Genomic DNA, 16,551 nt, shown 5'->3' with positions numbered 1-16,551 from the left:
CCGCATCAATGGGGCTGCCAGGCAGCCCCACAATCTCGCTGCATCCGCCTGGCCAGGCGCCCCCCTCTGCATCTCCCGATGCGCTGCAACGGCCTTCTTCCCGACCACCACCCACCCTCCTCGTCCCTGCAAGTCAGCCCGCGGCAACCGTAGCTGGGGTACCCGGTGTCTCCTCGTTGAGTCACTCACGCGAAACCCGATTCCCTCGTGATTTCAATAGGTTCAACCTCGAATGGCCGCGCCCGAGCGCACGCACTGTATCGCGGATGGCGCAGATTGGGTCCGATCGCGATACCCCTTGACTCTATAAGTCATTGTTCTCCCGGACAAACCGTCCGCTGGCCCAAGTCCTGCTAGTTGGGTTGTTGCGTAGCACGGGCCACGTGCACCGGGGCTACGACAACCGTCTATTGCTGGCTAGCCAATGGAGACAAAGCCATGAACTTCAAAAAGACCCTGATTGCTTCCGCTATCGCCCTGGCCTTCGGCCTGAGCTCGGGCCTGGCCCTGGCCAACCCGACCAATACCGCCGAAGGCGAAGTCGGTGATCAGACCGCCACCGCCACCTCCTCGGCCGATGGCGGCGGCGCCTCGGCGAACGAGTATTCCCAGGCGTTCGCAATCAATGACTCCGACCTGTCGAACAGCTCGGACAACAGCACCGCGATCTCGGACTCGGGCAATGACAGCTCCGACAACAGCACGAGCATTTCGGATTCGGGCAATGACAACTCCGACAACAGCACGAGCATCTCCGACTCGGGCAACGACAGCTCCGACAACAGCACCGCGATCTCCGACTCCGGCAACACCACAGTCTCGGATTCGGGGAACGACAATTCGGACAACAGCCTGAATGTCTCGGATTCGGGCAATGACAGCTCCGATAACAGCACGAATGTCTCCGACTCCGGGAATGACAGCTCCGACAACAGCCTGAACATCTCCGACTCGGGCAACGACAACTCCGACAACAGCATGGCCCACGCGGACGACAACAGTGCAGCCGCCAACAACGGTTCCACTGCCTCGGTGACCCGTGATCAGAGCGACAACTCCGACAACAGCTCGGCCATCATGGATTCCGGCAACTACACCGCAACTGACAGCTTCAACACGTCGCTGCAGGTGAACGCCGTGGTCAGCCAGAACGAACTGTCGGGTACTGTGACCGGGAACTACGTCGACATCGCCGGTCGTGCCAACCAGGAGAGCCACAACTACATCGGCTCGGATTCCTTCGTAGCCCCGGCGGGGATTACCCAGGTGTCGCAGAACAGCGGCGCAAACAGCCTGACCCAGCAGCAGGTCTCGGTGCAGGCGCACCTGAACCTGGGCAACTAACCGACACGCGCTGTCGGAACGGTGTGCGGCGGGGGCCATCCCCGCCGCATTCTCCCTGCCATGCAAGAGGGTCCGGTCATGTGTAATCCGTCAGCCCACCGGGGCGGCATCGGTTCTGCTGCCTTTCTGTCCGCCGGCATGCTGCTGGTGACAGCCATCGCCCATGCCGAAGTCCCGTCGGCCGGCGATGCACTGCTGTTCGGCTCGGCTCCCGACGCCTATGAGGTGGTCGATCTGGCCACACTGGACGCGCAACGGGCACGCCAGGGCGTGACCAATATTCAGCTCGGTCAGATCCACTCGCGCATTGACCTCGCGAACAACCACGCCGTGAACTCCACCACCGGCAAGAACTTCGTGGCGGCCGGGGCCTTCGACAATGCCCGCGGGATCTCCACGGTCATTCAGAACAGCGGCAACAACGTCGCCATACAGGAATCGATGATCGTGAACATCACGATCAACCCCTGAGGAATCACCAATGCCCATCCGCCGTTGGTTCCTCTGCGTAGTCATCACCACCGCGCTGATGCTTTCGCCTGCCCTGTCCGCATGGGCCGGCGGGGCCCAGTTCCCGGGCATGATCGGCAGCATGAACGTGCCGGTGGAGAGCCTGAAAGACCTGCGCTTTCGCTCCATCGTCCCGCAGCGATACGACTTCAGCTGCGGCTCCGCCGCCCTGGCTACGCTGCTCACGTACCACTACGACCGCCCCACCACAGAGGTCGAGACCTTCGACAGCATGTTCCGACGCGGCGACCAGGACCTGATCCGCGAACAGGGCTTCTCCATGCTCGACATGAAGCACTACCTGGAGGCCGAACAGGGCCTGCCCGCCGACGGCTTTCGCATCGGGCTGGATGACCTCGACAATCTCGGGGTGCCGGCGATCGCGATGATCGAGACTCGGGGCTATCGCCACTTCGTGGTAATCAAGGGGCTAGAAGGCGGACGGGTACTGGTGGGAGATCCGGCTCTCGGGGTCAACAGCTACACCCGTAACGAGTTCCAGCAGATCTGGGTCAACGACATCCTGTTCATCATTCGCGAGGACGTGGACCTCGCCCGGCATCGCTTCAATGCCTCCGAAACCTGGGCCGCCGTGACCCGCGCGCCGATCGAGTCGGGTGTCGTGCGCAGCGACCTGGCGAGCTTCACCCTGCATCTGCCCCGCGCGAGCGACTGGTGAGCGCCATGATGAAACGCCTGCCCTGCTGCATCCTGGGCGTCATCCTGGCCAGCGCGACATGGGCTACAACGGCTCATGCCCTGGATGTCCTGCCCCCCCTCGGCGACGAGCGCGTAGTACCGGATTCGGTACTGGAGGCCCAGCGCGGCGGCTTCTTCGGGCGCGATGGTCTGGAGATCTCGATCGGGCTGGAACAGATCACGTCACTCAATGGCGAGGTGATCAACCACTCCACCCTGCGCCCCCTGAGCGATATCACCAGCGGCTCCCACTGGCCCGGCACCGACCTGCGTTCGGTCGTCATCCAGACCGGGGGCGCGATGCCGGCGGAAAGCTGGACCTCGGGCATGGGCTGGGTCACTGCGATCCAGAACGAACTCGACGGACAGGACATCCGCCACCAGACCATCCTGCAACTGGAGCTTGGCAATCTGCAGATGCCGCGCGGGGACCTGGGCCGGGCACTGGAACAGCACATGCTCGAGCGTGGCGGAGGCTTCTGAACCCTCCGCCACGGCAACGCGCCCCTCAAAAACGGATCGGCACCCGCAGGGTGGCCTGCACATCCGGTGCGGCCTCGGTCGCCCCGACACCGAGCGAGAAATTCACACTGGTGCGGTCCGTCAGCCGGTGCGAGATCCCCCACAGTACGGTCCCCACCTGGCGCCGCCCGAACACGGGCTCCAGCCCGCTTTCGTTCTCCACCCGCGTGCGGAATACCGTGCTGTGGTCGTAGCCAAAGCTCATCGAGGTGCGGTCGTTCAGGCTGATGGCCATCCCCAGGCTCATGCCGACCGCGTCGCCGGGATTGACCTTGCCATAGCCATCGCCCACATCGCGCTCGATGTTCCAGAGATAGCTGACGTTCGCAAAGATCACGGCCGGGTCGGTCGGATAGATCATCGTCACGCTGGGCTGGATGCTCCAGAACCCGGAGCCGGTGGGCTGCTCGAGGAAGATCTCGCCCAGGCGATTGTTCTCATCGTCCAGGATCTCGCGGCGGGCGACATCGAAGGGCCCCTTACCAGTCGTGCTCTTCGCCTTGAGGTTGCCGATAAAGAACGGCCGACCTCGATCCGCCATGTTGAACTGGTAAGACACGCCGAACTCGATATCGCCCAGTCCCTGCCCGGTGGAGCCCGTCACACGCTCCAGCGCGGTCGCCTCGAGGATGTCGCGCCGGCGCACCTGCTGCTCGCGGTAGACATACGGGATCTTCATCCCGACCTCCAGCCGCTCGGTCAGGCCATAGCGAAAGCTCACCGCCGCGGTCAGCGTGTCGCGCTCCGTCTCGCTGACATCAATCAGCCCGATCGCCAGGGCCGGGATGATGGTGAACCCCTCGATCGACACATCCAGCGAACTGCTGTGCACGTACGACAACGACGGCTCCACTACCCACTGCCCCTTCGGTGTGAGCACACCACGTTCCTCGAAGACCGTCACCTCGGGGCCCGAATCCACCGGGGCGTCCCCGACCGCCTCGCGAGCCTCCTGGCCCACGGCCGGCCCGGCCAACCCGATACAAAACGGTACGATCCCCAACCCACTTCTCCTGACCCATCGCTTGTCCACCGTCGTTCTCCATGGCCCCAGGGGCCGAACTGTTACGCAAGGGCCACTCTCTTCCCCGTCACAAGATTCAGGGCGCATTGGAACGCAGCCCGTACTTGTCGAGCAGGCGGTAGAGCGTCATCCGGCCCACCCCCAACTGGCGCGCGGCCCGCGAGACATTGTTGTCGCACTGGCCCAGCACCTTGATCAGCAATTCCCGTTCGGCGGTCGAGCGCGCCTGGGCCAGCGTTTGCGGCTTCTCGGCATTGCCCGAAGCGGCCAGTCCCAGATCCTCCGGCCGAATCAGGCGTCCCTCCGCCATCGTCACCGCCCGCCGCACCCGGTTCACCAGCTCGCGTACGTTTCCGGGCCAGGCATGGGCATACATCGCCTGCCACGCGGCCTGGGTAAAGCCGCGCAGCCGAGGGTTCTGGCTGCGGAACTGCTCGAAATAGAAGCGCGCGAGTTCTTTCAGATCCGTGCCCCGCTCTCGCAACGGGGGCACATCCAGCTGGATGACATTCAGGCGGTAGTAGAGGTCCTCGCGGAAACGACCGCGCTCGACGGCTTCGTCCAGCGCGACATGGGTCGCCGCGAGCACGCGCACATCCACCTTGATGGGCTGCAACCCGCCGAGCCGCACCAGCGTTCCCTCTTGCAGGAAACGCAGCAGATTGACCTGTAGCTCCAGGCTGAGATCGCCAATCTCGTCCAGCAGCAGCGTGCCGCCATGCGCCAGCTCGAACTGCCCGATCTTGCGTCGACCCGCCCCGGTAAAGGCGCCTGCCTCGTGGCCAAACAGTTCCGACTGGATCAGCTGCGCCGGCAATGCCCCGCAGTTCACTGCCACAAAAGGCCCGTTCGCCCTTCGTGAATGTCGGTGCACCGCCAGCGCAGCCAGTTCCTTGCCGGTGCCGCTCTCGCCCTGAAAGAGCACCGGTGCCTCGGAGCCCGCGACGCGCTCGATCTGGCGGGCCAGTCCCTGCATCGCCGGGCTATGCCCAACGATGGGAATATGGTCGGACTCGGCATCCTGATTGGGACGAGTGGGCCGGGCTTCCAGCGCCGCCATGCCGCATGCCCGTCCCAGCGTGATTTCAAGGCGCGCCTGGTCGAATGGCAGGGTATGAAAGTCGTAACAGGACTCCCGGATCAGCTCGCGAACGTCGTCGCGCAGTAATAGATCCGGGTGAACGAGCGCGATCCACTTCACATGCTGATGAGTGTGTACAAACTCGGTCACCCAGTTCGGGATGGGGCTGCCCAGGTCGACAAGCCCAACACGCACCTTGCTGAGTGTCCCCTCCGTTACCCCACCCGGCCCCGGGACGCGCCACAGCGTCCAGGCATCGGAGAAGCTCGGCATCGATTCCCCCGCGCCGCCGCCACCGTCTACCCATGCCACCTCGCGCACCATCGCAGTCGCACAGGCGCGCTGCAGTGCATAACGCGATTCGTCGGAATCCCCCCGGGGCAGGAAAGTCCCGCCATCCACCGACCGCAAAAAGGAACCATTCAACCTTCGCGATCCGGCCATGCCCGTCCCTATTGTTCAGATCCAGCTTTACTTGCCGGTTCGACGCAACCGACCCATCGCTGGAAGTTCAGCGTTGTCTCTGCCGGAATATAGGGGAAAAGAACGATCGCAACATTAAACAAGGAGCGCGAAATTAACCACCAAAAAGACTTACAATTTATTTTAATGAAGGGCATTAATATTCCCGAAGCCAGATTCGCCCGAAAATAAAAAGGGCCGCTCGAGAGCGGCCCTTTTTGTGATGCATTTAAAATCCCCGACCGTATGATACGGGGACACTACGTCTCAAACACGAGACAATTCCTGAGTATCACTAACCAATGTCACCACAGCCAGGTCTCCGGCTGCTCGATCGACCGGTCTTCGTTATTCGCCAGCAGACCCTTGATGCAACGCACCAAAAGCCAGACGATCATGAACAGCAAGACCAGGAATCCAATACCGATCGGGGTCAAAACAGCCCCTACGATCACGCCGAGCAAGCCAATCCAGAATGTACGAATCTGGTAGGTAAAATGCGTGTCGCTGACCGCGTCCCCGTCGTTGCGCTTGATGTAAGCAATAATCAAACCGGCGATCGCGGTGAGCGCGGTCAGAAAGCTGACCAGATACAGTACGTACACCACAGTCACCATCGTGCGCTCCTTGCGCGGACCCGGCACGGGGCGGCTCACATCGCTCGGTTCGACTTCCGGTCGTGTTCCTTCGCTCACCTTGCACCTCCTGTCGGCATGGTCATGCTCATTGCGAGCCTGTTCGCCGAGACTAGCACTTCTGCTACTGACCCAGTGACAGGCGCAAGCCCCCCTACGCTGGACCCGCCCAGACGATCAGCACGATCCCGAGCAGGGCGAACACGAAGCCTGCCAGTTGCACACGCGACATACGCTCGGCCTGAAACAGGCGGGCCATCAGCGCGGTCGGCGCGGGCGACAGCGCCCCGGCCACCGCAATGATCGACAGCAGTCCCATGCGTACGGCCACGACAAAGGCCAGGGTCGCTGCCGCCTGGAACAGCCCCGCCAGCGCCAGCAGCACGAAGGTGGAGCGGCTCATCCCGCGTTCGGGCCGCAAGACCAGCATGACAAGGGCAAGCGTCAGGGCCCCGACCGCCGAGGTGGCCACCACGGGCCACAACGGTGATCCGGCCTGGGCCTGATCGAGAAACACGAAGACCAGGCCGAAGCAGACCCCGGCGATCACGGCGTCCAGCAGCCCCTTGACCGGATGCTCACCCCGCGCCAGCGCAATCAGGCCACGAACGGGTTGATCCAGACGCCGCGGGCTGGCCTTGCGCGCCCCGCCCGAGATCATGCCGATGGCCACCACGATGGCGGCAATGCCGACCAGCGCCAGCACACCCGGCCGCTCACCAAGGGCCAGGCCCACCCCCAGCGGCACCAGAGCGGAGATCACACCAGTAATCGCCGCCACCAGGCCCATCGAGCCCTCGGCCAGCCCGCGATAATAGGCGAGAAGGCCCAGCGCCAGCGCCAGCCCGGAGGCACCCCCCCAGATCAACGCCTGCGGGCCCGGCAGCCCCGCAAGCGGAACGGCGATCAGCAGCAGCGCGCCGGTGGCCAGGAACTGCGAATAGCAGGCCACCACGAGCGCGGGGATTCGGCGCGAGGCCAGGCCACCAAAGAAATCCCCAGCGCCAAACCCGAGCGCCGTCAGGAGTCCGAGGAAAAAGGCCATCAGCGACGCCGCCGCGAAACCGGCGCTCGCCGCTTCAGGGGCTTATTCACCCGCCTGTTCGAGCAACTCCTTCAGCCGGTCCTCGTTCGCGGCGCTATGAATACCGGTAACGGTGCCGTCACCGTCCAGCAGGATCACGGTGACCTCTTCCGGTGTGTGCGGCATGAAGCCCGCGTCCTGTTCGGACTGGGTCACCACCGTCGGGTATTCACGTGCCTGCATGCGCGGCAGCACGACGTTCTCCATCACGTGCGGCGGCATCTGGTGGATATCCGCGATGTAGATCACACCGATCTCGTTGCGCTCTTCCTCGGTCATCTCGCCGAGCACGGCGTTGGCGATATCGGCCGGGGCCATCTCCACCGTCTTGAGGATCACGCGCGCATCACCCGGGATCTGCAGCGGGTTGCCGTGCTGGTCATTCAGCGTGCGCTCGGGGAAGGCCTCGCCTTCGGCCACTTCGTCGGCCGAGGCGTTGGCACCGCCATCGCAAGCCGCGAGGAACAGGGTGGAAGTCGCCACTAGCGCGGCGAGCAGGAGTGCGGACAGTCGGTTCATGGGGGTTCCTCCAGGGCTGTGAAACAATGCGCGCCGTGAACGGTCGGTCGTTCGCGGCAAACGCCGCCGATGGTAACGCATCCCTGGCCCCAGTAGACTTCACGGACTCGCCGACCCATGTACCCACTCGCGTTGGTCCGTGTTTCCCAGAGCAAATGCCCCGGAACCCCTCGATGCTTCAGCCACTGATCAAACTGCTGCGGCCGCACCAGTACATCAAGAACGGGTTTGTCCTGCTGGGCGTCGTATTCGCCCACGAGTGGGAACCGGCGATGCTGCTGGCCGCGGGGGTCGCCTTTATCGCCTTCTGTGCGATTGCGAGTGCGGTGTATGTGCTGAACGACATCGTCGATGTCGAGGCCGACCGCCAACACCCGGTCAAGTGCAACCGGCCCATCGCCAGCGGGGCAATCCCGGTCGGGACGGCCTGGGCGATCTTCGCCACACTGGTGGTGGTCGCCCTCATACTGGCGGCCATGGTCAGCACCGGCGTGACCGCCCTAGTGCTTGCCTACCTGGTGCTGAACGTCGCCTACTCCTGGTGGCTGAAGCATGTCGTCATCCTGGATGTGTTCAGCATCTCGGCGGGCTTCATGCTGCGCATCCTGGCCGGCACGCTCGGGCTCGGGATCGAGCCCTCGCAGTGGCTGCTGCTGTGCGGCCTGATGCTCACACTGTTTCTCGGCTTCGCCAAGCGCCGCGCGGAACTGGCGGATACCGCAATCGAGCGCTCTCCCGAACGGGAAGGCCCGCGCCGCGTACTCAATGACTACAGCGTGGGCCTGGTGGACCAGTTCATCGCGATCAGCGCGGCCTGCACAGTCCTGTCGTACGGGCTCTACACGGTCAGTGCCCAGACGATCGACCTGCACGGCACGGATGGACTGATCTACACGCTGCCGTTCGTGATCTACGGCATCTTCCGCTACCTGTTCCTGCTGCACGCCCGTGGTGGCGGCAACGACACCTCGCGCGACCTGGTCACCGACCCGCACCTGCTCGCAACGGTTGCCGTCTGGCTGGGCGTCACCATCGCCGTACTCGCATGAGTGCGGTCCTGCTGTCCGGCTGGCGCATGCGGGCCGTGATGCTATCCGTCATCGCGGCCGTTGTGCTGTATCTCGGGGTTGCGCTGTGGGCGGGGGCCGCCGAGGTCTGGCATGCCCTCGCGCTGGTGGGGATCGGGGGCCTGCTGCTGGCCCTGTCGCTCTCATTGGTGAACTACTCGCTGCGTTTCACACGCTGGCAGCTCTATCTGCGCCGGCTGGGTCACCACGTGCCCCTGCGCAGGAGCGCCCACATCTACCTGGCGGGCTTTGCCCTGACCACCACACCCGGAAAGGCCGGCGAGGCCCTGCGCGGCGTATTGCTGAAGCGACGCCATGTTCCCTATACCGACAGCTTCGCGGCCTTCGTCAGCGAGCGTCTGTCCGATCTGATCGCGGTCGTGCTGCTGTCGATGCTGGGCTTCACCCTGGTGGCCCAGGGTGGCTGGCTGATCCTCGCCGGGGCCAGTGCGGTGGCGCTCGCGCTGGTCATCCTGTCGTGGCGCCGACCACTCGCACGACTGCAGACGTGGACGGACCGGCCCGGCCAGCGCCTGTGGCGGACCGTTCATCACCTGGCGACTATCCTGCTGCAGGCCCGGCGCTGCCACCGCCCCACCCTGCTGGCCGGGGCGACCATTCTGAGTGTGGTCGCCTGGAGCGCGGAGGCGCTCGCCTTCTGGTGGATCCTCAACGCAATGGGCTTCGAGGCCAGCTTTGCCTTCGCCGCATTCGTGTTTGCGCTGGCGATGCTGGCCGGCGCGCTGAGCTTCCTGCCCGGCGGGCTCGGCGGGACCGAGGCCGTGATGGTCGGCCTGTTGCTGCTGCACGACATGCCCGCGGCCGATGCGGTCGCCGCCACCATGCTGATCCGCTTCACCACCCTGTGGTTCGCGGTCATCCTGGGCCTGATGGCCCTGGGCACCAACCCCGAGGCTCGCGGCCGCAAACAACCGGAGGCCACGGCATGACCACGAGCTGGAACCGCATCCCGCGTGTCGCGCACGCCGCCGAGGTCACGCTGAACCGGCGCGGCCAGCCCCTGCCCGGGGCTTCACACCCACTGCTGGCCTACGGCCTCGGCCGCAGCTACGGCGACGTCTGCCTGAATCCCGGCGGGAGCCTGCTGCATACCCGCGACCTCGACCGCTTCATCGCCTTCGACCCGGACACGGGCCGCATTACCGCCGAGGCCGGCCTGACCCTGGACGACTTGCTGCGCTTCGCGGTCCCGCGCGGCTGGTTCGTGCCGGTGGTACCCGGCACGCGCTTTGTAACGCTCGGGGGCGCGGTGGCCAACGACGTGCACGGCAAGAACCACCACCATGCCGGCAGCTTCGGCGAGCACGTCCGCGCCATGACCCTGCGCCGCTCGAACGGCGAATGCCTCGAGGTGACCCCCGACGACACCCCGGACTGGTTCGCCGCGACCGTCGGCGGGCTCGGGCTGACGGGCCTGATCGAGACGGTCACGCTGCAGCTCGTGCCCGTACGCACGCCCTGGATGCGCGCGTGGTCGCAGCGCTTCGACAGCCTGGACGAGTTCTGGGAGCTGGACGCCCGGGCCGAGCGCGAATGGCCCTACACCGTCGCCTGGATCGACTGCCTGAACCCGGGCCCGCGCGGCGAGGTCGGGCGCGGCATCTACAGCGGGGCGCGCCACGCCACCACCGCACCGGCGCGCAGCCAATACCGGGAGCCCCGCCGTGCCATACCGCTGGACCCGCCGGTTTCACTGGTGAACCGGGTGACCCTGCGGCTGTTCAACCAGCTCTATTACCGCCAATCCGTACACCCGACCGCCCGCGCCGTCCATCACCTGCCCTGGCTTTTTCCGCTGGACGCGATCCGCCACTGGAACCGCATCTACGGGTACAAGGGCTTTTACCAGTACCAGTGCGTGTTGCCCCCGCATGCGCAAAAGGACGGCATGCAGGCGTTGCTCGACGGCGTGGCCGCCAGCGGCCAGGGCTCGTTCCTCGCCGTGCTCAAGCGCTTCGGGGATCGCGCGGGGCCGGGCATGCTGTCATTCCCCCGTCCTGGGGCGACCCTGGCGCTGGACTTCCCCGAACGCGGCAACGAGACCGAGCACCTGTTCCGGCGCCTGGACCACATCGTGCAGGAGGCCGGCGGCGCGCTGTACCCGGCCAAGGATGCGCGCATGTCACCCGACCTGTTCCGCAGCGGCTTTCCCCGCTGGGAGGAGTTCGCTAGCTTTGTCGACCCCGAATTCTCCTCCGGCTTCTGGCGCAGGGTAACCAAATGAACCGTTTGCAATCCGTCGTGATCCTCGGCGCCACCTCGGCGATCGCCACCGCCGTCGCGCGCGAACTCGCCGAACACGGCGCCCGACTGTTCCTGGTCGCGCGCGACGGCGAGCGGCTGGAGCCCCTGCTGCAGGACCTGCGCGTACGCGGCGACGATGCCTCCGCCACGCGCATCCTCGGCACGACGGCCGACCTGGCGGACGTCGACGCCCACGCGGACGTGTGGACACAGGCCCAGGAGGCGCTGGGCGACAACATCGATGCGGTGCTGCTGGCCTGGGGCACGCTGCCGGATCAGGACGCGTGCAACGCGTCGGTCGCGACCACGCTGGAGGCAATCCATGTGAACGGCACCAGCGCCATCGCCTTCCTGGCCCATATAGCGCCCGACTTCGAACAGCGCGGCCGTGGCGTGATCGCCGCCATCGGGTCGGTCGCCGGCGACCGCGGGCGTCAGAGCAACTACGTCTACGGCACCGCCAAGGGCATGCTGGCCACCTATCTCCAGGGGCTGCGCAACCGGCTGTTCTTCAGCAGCGTGGATGTGGTCACGATCAAGCCGGGCTTCGTGCGCACCCCGATGACCGAGGGCTTCAACCGCGCCGGCGCGCTGTGGGCAGAGCCCGAGACGGTCGCGCGCGGGATCGTCAAGGCCATGCGCCGCGGCCGCGATGTCGCCTACCTGCCCTGGATCTGGTGGGGCATCATGACCGTGATCCGCCTGATCCCCGAGTACCTGTTCAAACGCCTGAAGCTGTAATGACGGCGCCGCAACGCATCGTGCTGTTCGACTTCGACGGGACCCTGACCCGACGCGACAGCCTGTTCCCGTTCCTGCGCTTCGCGCTGGGTACGCCGCGCTTTCTCGCGGCCCTGCCCGGCTGCCTGCCGACACTGGCGGGCTTCGCGCGCGGCCGCATCGCCAACCAGGTCGCCAAGGAGGCCGTGCTCCAGCGGATGATCGGCGGCGCATCCCTGGACGATCTGCAGGCCCGGGGCCATGCCTTCGCGGATCGCGTGCTGGACCGCCTGCTGCGACCGGCCGGCATGGAACGCCTGCAACACCATCAGGCGGCCGGCGACACCTGCGTGCTGGTCTCGGCCTCGCTGGATCTGTGGCTGCAGCCCTGGGCCGAGCGCCATGGCCTGGCCGACGTGATCTGCTCGCGCCTGGCGGTCGACGAGCACGGCCGCGTCAGCGGGCATCTGGACGGAACCAACTGCCAGGGCGCGGCCAAGCCCGCCGCGATCGCCAGCTGGCTGGGGCGCTTCGATCCGGATACCCCTGTGGATCTCTACGCCGCCTATGGCGACACCGCGGGGGACGAGCCCATGCTGCAGATGGTGACCACGGGTTATCGGCTGCGGGGCGGCCGGTTCGAGCCGGTCCAGACGGGCACGTCGTCGGCATGAGTGCAGATCGGCTGCCTCCCGGCGCGCCCTGGCTCGCGCGCCACTACGGTGCGGCGCTGCTGACCGCCCTGGCCGCCAAGATCCTGATCGCCTGGACCCTGCCGATCACGGGCGACGAGGCGTACTTCCTGATCTGGGGGCAGAATCCCGATCTCGGCTACTACGACCACCCCCCGATGGTCGGCTGGTGGCTGAGCCTGGTGCTCGCGATCTCGGACCACCCGCTCGCGATCCGGTCACTGGGGATCGCCGTATCCATGGCCCCCGCCCTGCTGATCCTTGCACTGTGGCACCGGCAGGACCCGGTCCGGGCGCGTCTGGTCTCGCTGATCGCCCTGTTCATGCCGCTGCTGTTCATCGCGGTGCTGACCGCCACGGACACGCCGCTGCTCCTGTTCGGCCTGCTGGCCACCGGCCTGACCTGGCACGCGCTGCGCACCGGGCGTCCGGGCTGGTTCCTGCTGGCCGGGATCGCGCTGGGGCTGGCCTTCCTGTCGAAGTACTTCGCGGTGCTGCTCGGGATCGCGCTGGGGCTGCACATCCTGCTGTTCGCGCCGCGCCACTGGCGCGGACTGCTGTTGATCATCCTCGGCGTGGTGCCGGCGGTGGCCCTGAACCTGTACTGGAACTGGGACAACTGCTGGTACAACGTGATGTTCAACATCGTGAACCGGCATGGCGGCGACGGGATCGACCTGACCAACCTGCTCGCCTACGCGGCGATGCTGGTCTATGTGTTCACCCCCTGGCTGCTGTGGTTCATCGCCCGCGAGTTCCGCGTACTGGGGCCCGGCATCCGTGAACATCGCTTCGGGGTCTTCCTGAGCGCCGGGCTGATCCCGCTCGCGGTGTTCGCCCTGCTGGCGCCGTTCAAGAGCATCGGCCTGCACTGGCTGGCGGTGTTCGTGCCCTTCCTGCTGCTGCCCGCCCTGTTCCTGAGCACCCGCGCGCTCAACGTCAGCGCCTGGCTCTCGGCCCTCCTGGCCGGCGTACATGCGGTGGTGCTCCTGATGATCGCGCTGATGCCCGTGGAATGGCTCGAGAACCACGACCGTTACGCCGATGCGGTCTACTACCTCGCCCCGGAATCCGTGGCCGCGGCCGTGAACGAATACGAGCCGGACTGGCACGTGTTCACGCGCAGCTATTCACGCTCCGCAGTACTCGCCTACTACGCCGGACGCGACGTCGGGGTGTTCGGCTCCGGCTCGCACTACGGCCGCCAGGACGACCTGCTGACCGACTTCCGCGCCCTCGACGGCGCCAACCTGCTCTACGTTGCGACCCGCGGCGAGGTCGACCCCGACGACCTGGAACCCTTCTTCGACGAGGTCGTGGTCCGCCGCCAGGCGATCCGCGGGATCGACTGGGAGATCGCCGAGGGCCGCGGATTTCGCTATGACGCCTACCACGAGCAGGTGCTGAGCGAGGTCCTGGCCGACTACTACGCTATCCCCGCCTGGCTCCCCGAAGGCCGCTGCGACTTCACCGATCGCTACTCAACGTCCTACAGCCGCTAGCCCCCGCTCTCCACACCGAATCTTTCGTGTTCCCCGTCTATTTGAAGGGGGCATGCTGCCAGTGCCATTGGCATCTTGAGGCGCAACGCCCCGCGAGGGGTCCCGGAACCATTGCCCAAGCCATCGCTTTCGCAAGGAGAACCCTGATGCCCTCTTTCCGCCGTAATCCCGTACATCGTGCCATTCAAACTGCTGTGCAGCGGTCGAACCCATTGCCTCGGCAGTCGTTCGCAGCAGGCGTAATTGCACCAGCGGTCCTGGTGATCGGTAGCGGCGGCGTTTGGGCAAACGAGGAAACCACCGTCTGGACCGGAGCAACCGATGATGATTGGTTTACTGAGGAAAACTGGGATCCGGAGGCTGTTCCGGACAACGAGACCTATGTTGACCTCCTGACCGATGCCGACGAGGTTCACATACCCGACTCTGGAGAAAATGCGGTGGCCGACACCGTTGGCGTTGCCGGCCACGAGGACACGACTCTCCAGGTTGAAGGCACGCTGGAAACCGAACAAGCCTTGCGGATCGGGACTTCGGTGTTCGAAGAAACCCAGGGCTACGGAACGGTGACGATTGAAAGCGAAGGCGAGCTAAACGTCGATGGCCTCGGGGCAGGATTCGGCGAAGGAAAACTGGCGCGCCTGGAGGTCGAAAGTGGCGCCACGTTCACGAATGACGGCTTCGCCATCCTTGCCCTGGAGGACGGCTCCGAAGCAGAGGTCACTGTTGAAGGGGAGTGGACCAACGCAGGAGAGCTGACAGTCGGGAGGCAAGGCGAAGCCACCGTGACGGTACAGGGTGACGGCGAGGTAACCGCGGAGGAGAGTGTTTTCGCCTCCTCATTTTTAGGCCAAGCGGGGAGCGCCGAAGTGACGGTTAAAGATGGCGCCCGCTGGGAAACTGAAGCACTGTCAGTAGGACAGCTTGGCAGCGCAGAAATGCGCATAGAGGACGGCGCCACCGTAGAAGTAAACGACGATGACGGCGAAGCCACCACGATCATTGGGACTCAAGAGACGGGTACCGGCACGATCATCGTGACGGGAGATGATTCAGAGATGGAAACCGATATGCTTGCCGTCAGCCAGGAAGGCGTAGGCTCGATGGTCATCGAGTCTGGCGGCAGCGTAACCGTGCAGGAAGAAAGTCACGTAGCACGGAAAGATGGCTCCTCAGGTTCGGTAACGGTCAGCGGAGAAGGCTCGTCGTGGAACACCGACACCCTCCGAATCGGCCGCTCCGGCAAAGCCGAACTCCAAATTACAGAAGGGGGAAGCGTCGAGAGCGATGGCCTAAGCTTTGCCGGCGTTCAGTCCGGATCCTCGGCCTCAGTGAGTGTGGCCGGAACTGGCTCCAGATGGAGCGCCGCTAGCAGCATCCGCATCGGAAGCGAGGGCGAGGCCGAGCTGGATATCCAGGATGGTGGCGCCGTTAACAGTAATTCAGGCTGGATTGGCTTCAACGAAGGGGGCGTAGGCGAGGTACGCCTGTCAGGGGGAAACAGCAGTTGGTCAGTATCGAACGAACTGACCGTAGGCTTGAATGGCGATGCCCTGCTGCATGTGGGCGACGACGCAGAAGTCCAGGCCGGCAGCGGAATCTGGATTGCACGGAACGAGGGGTCTTCTGCAGAAGCGGTTGTCAATGGCTTCATGTCCAGCGATGACGTTATCCGTGTCGGCACCGGCGGGGTGCTGCGAGGCGACGGTGTGGTCAGCGGGGACACCGTGGTCGAGGGCATGCTGGCCCCGGGTAATTCGATCGGAAGCCTCGCCATGGGCAACGGTGATCTTGAATTTGCCGGGGGATCGGTCTACCGGGTAGAGGTCAATGACGGTGGTGACGAGGCCGGTGTGAACAACGACTTCGTCACGGTCGAGGGAAACATTGTCATTTCCGAGGATGCTTCCCTCCACGTGACGTCGGAGAGCGGCACCGATGACGGATCGACCTATGCACCGGAGACCACCTACAACATCCTGAGCGCGGAACAGGAGGTGCAGGGCGAGTTCTCCGAAGTGACCGACGATTTCGCCTTCCTGTCCCCTTCCCTGGAATACGGCGAGGACGCGGTATTCCTCACCCTCACCCAGGTGGCCGATCTTGGGGACGTCGCCCGCACGCCCAACCAGCGGGCGGTCGGCACTGCCCTGGATACGCAAGTCAAAGATCAGGGCGCCAACACCATCACCAGCGCGATCTTGTCGATGGACGAAGATCAAGCACGCGCCGCGCTGGATGACCTGTCCGGCGTCGAACACACGCATGTTCAACAGATCGGTCTGCGCGGTGCCCAGCGCTTCCGCTCCGGCCTCAATGGCCGCATGTCGGGTCGATCGAGTGGCCCGGCGTTCGGCGAAATGGCAAGCCTCGATCAATTGATGGGCCTGCAGCTGGCCTCCGCCGGGCAGGCACGCGACCTCGT

At 65.1% G+C, this 16,551-nt stretch carries 16 protein-coding genes; 11 read left to right on the top strand and 5 right to left on the bottom strand.

Features of this window, described 5'->3' with window-relative positions; all coding sequences use genetic code 11:
• Positions 1 to 438: 438 nt before the first annotated feature.
• From F467_RS0112815 to F467_RS0112800, 4 genes are all read left to right on the top strand, one after another.
• Positions 439 to 1,344 (top strand): hypothetical protein, encoded by a 906-nt coding sequence (locus F467_RS0112815; protein WP_018137693.1) that lies wholly within the window; start codon positions 439 to 441, stop codon positions 1,342 to 1,344.
• A 138-nt stretch (positions 1,345 to 1,482) separates the two neighbouring features.
• Positions 1,483 to 1,815, top strand: a complete 333-nt coding sequence (locus F467_RS0112810) for a hypothetical protein (RefSeq protein ID WP_018137692.1) — start codon at positions 1,483 to 1,485, stop codon at positions 1,813 to 1,815.
• Between the two features lie 10 nt (positions 1,816 to 1,825).
• Positions 1,826 to 2,533: a C39 family peptidase gene (locus tag F467_RS0112805; RefSeq protein WP_018137691.1), complete on the top strand. Its 708-nt coding sequence runs from the start codon at positions 1,826 to 1,828 to the stop codon at positions 2,531 to 2,533.
• Complete coding sequence (locus F467_RS0112800; RefSeq protein WP_018137690.1) at positions 2,530 to 3,036, top strand: hypothetical protein; 507 nt, start codon at positions 2,530 to 2,532, stop codon at positions 3,034 to 3,036. The genes F467_RS0112805 and F467_RS0112800 overlap by 4 nt, the downstream gene beginning before the upstream one ends.
• A 25-nt stretch (positions 3,037 to 3,061) precedes the next feature.
• Here F467_RS0112800 and F467_RS0112795 read toward each other — a convergent pair whose 3' ends face one another.
• The 5 genes from F467_RS0112795 to F467_RS0112775 all read right to left on the bottom strand — a co-directional run bounded on the left by F467_RS0112795 (position 3,062) and on the right by F467_RS0112775 (position 7,880).
• Positions 3,062 to 4,078 (bottom strand): transporter, encoded by a 1,017-nt coding sequence (locus F467_RS0112795; RefSeq protein WP_018875331.1) that lies wholly within the window; start codon positions 4,076 to 4,078, stop codon positions 3,062 to 3,064.
• A gap of 97 nt (positions 4,079 to 4,175) precedes the next feature.
• Positions 4,176 to 5,606: a sigma-54 dependent transcriptional regulator gene (locus tag F467_RS0112790; protein WP_018137688.1), complete on the bottom strand. Its 1,431-nt coding sequence runs from the start codon at positions 5,604 to 5,606 to the stop codon at positions 4,176 to 4,178.
• Between the two features lie 341 nt (positions 5,607 to 5,947).
• Positions 5,948 to 6,337 carry a DUF4870 domain-containing protein gene (locus F467_RS0112785; RefSeq protein WP_018174522.1) on the bottom strand — a complete coding sequence of 130 codons (390 nt, stop codon included), beginning with the start codon at positions 6,335 to 6,337 and terminating at the stop codon, positions 5,948 to 5,950.
• Between the two features lie 94 nt (positions 6,338 to 6,431).
• Positions 6,432 to 7,322 carry a DMT family transporter gene (locus F467_RS0112780; RefSeq protein ID WP_012982424.1) on the bottom strand — a complete coding sequence of 297 codons (891 nt, stop codon included), beginning with the start codon at positions 7,320 to 7,322 and terminating at the stop codon, positions 6,432 to 6,434.
• Between the two features lie 42 nt (positions 7,323 to 7,364).
• Positions 7,365 to 7,880: a hypothetical protein gene (locus F467_RS0112775; protein ID WP_018137686.1), complete on the bottom strand. Its 516-nt coding sequence runs from the start codon at positions 7,878 to 7,880 to the stop codon at positions 7,365 to 7,367.
• Between the two features lie 173 nt (positions 7,881 to 8,053).
• On the opposite strand from F467_RS0112775, the gene F467_RS0112770 reads away from it, so the two are divergent.
• From F467_RS0112770 to F467_RS13225, 7 genes are all read left to right on the top strand, one after another.
• Positions 8,054 to 8,929, top strand: a complete 876-nt coding sequence (locus tag F467_RS0112770; protein ID WP_018137685.1) for a decaprenyl-phosphate phosphoribosyltransferase — start codon at positions 8,054 to 8,056, stop codon at positions 8,927 to 8,929.
• Complete coding sequence (locus tag F467_RS0112765; RefSeq protein WP_018137684.1) at positions 8,926 to 9,897, top strand: lysylphosphatidylglycerol synthase transmembrane domain-containing protein; 972 nt, start codon at positions 8,926 to 8,928, stop codon at positions 9,895 to 9,897. The genes F467_RS0112770 and F467_RS0112765 overlap by 4 nt, the downstream gene beginning before the upstream one ends.
• Positions 9,894 to 11,192 carry an FAD-binding oxidoreductase gene (locus F467_RS0112760; protein WP_018137683.1) on the top strand — a complete coding sequence of 433 codons (1,299 nt, stop codon included), beginning with the start codon at positions 9,894 to 9,896 and terminating at the stop codon, positions 11,190 to 11,192. The genes F467_RS0112765 and F467_RS0112760 overlap by 4 nt, the downstream gene beginning before the upstream one ends.
• The gene (locus F467_RS0112755; protein ID WP_018137682.1) at positions 11,189 to 11,953 is read left to right on the top strand and encodes an SDR family oxidoreductase; all 765 of its coding nucleotides are present in this window, start codon (positions 11,189 to 11,191) and stop codon (positions 11,951 to 11,953) included. Before F467_RS0112760 ends, F467_RS0112755 begins: the two co-directional genes overlap by 4 nt.
• Positions 11,953 to 12,606 (top strand): HAD family hydrolase, encoded by a 654-nt coding sequence (locus F467_RS0112750; RefSeq protein WP_018137681.1) that lies wholly within the window; start codon positions 11,953 to 11,955, stop codon positions 12,604 to 12,606. Before F467_RS0112755 ends, F467_RS0112750 begins: the two co-directional genes overlap by 1 nt.
• Positions 12,603 to 14,126, top strand: coding sequence for a glycosyltransferase family 39 protein (locus F467_RS0112745; protein ID WP_018137680.1), 1,524 nt, complete (start codon positions 12,603 to 12,605; stop codon positions 14,124 to 14,126). The genes F467_RS0112750 and F467_RS0112745 overlap by 4 nt, the downstream gene beginning before the upstream one ends.
• A gap of 146 nt (positions 14,127 to 14,272) precedes the next feature.
• Positions 14,273 to 16,551: hypothetical protein (locus F467_RS13225; RefSeq protein WP_038056050.1), on the top strand; the 2,279-nt coding region annotated here is incomplete at its 3' end.

It is taken from the genome of Thioalkalivibrio sp. ALJ12, from assembly GCF_000378305.1.
Taxonomy (GTDB): Bacteria; Pseudomonadota; Gammaproteobacteria; order Ectothiorhodospirales; family Ectothiorhodospiraceae; genus Thioalkalivibrio.
The sequence above is the reverse complement of the archived record's forward strand: the minus strand, read 5'-3'. Positions and strand labels throughout refer to the sequence as shown.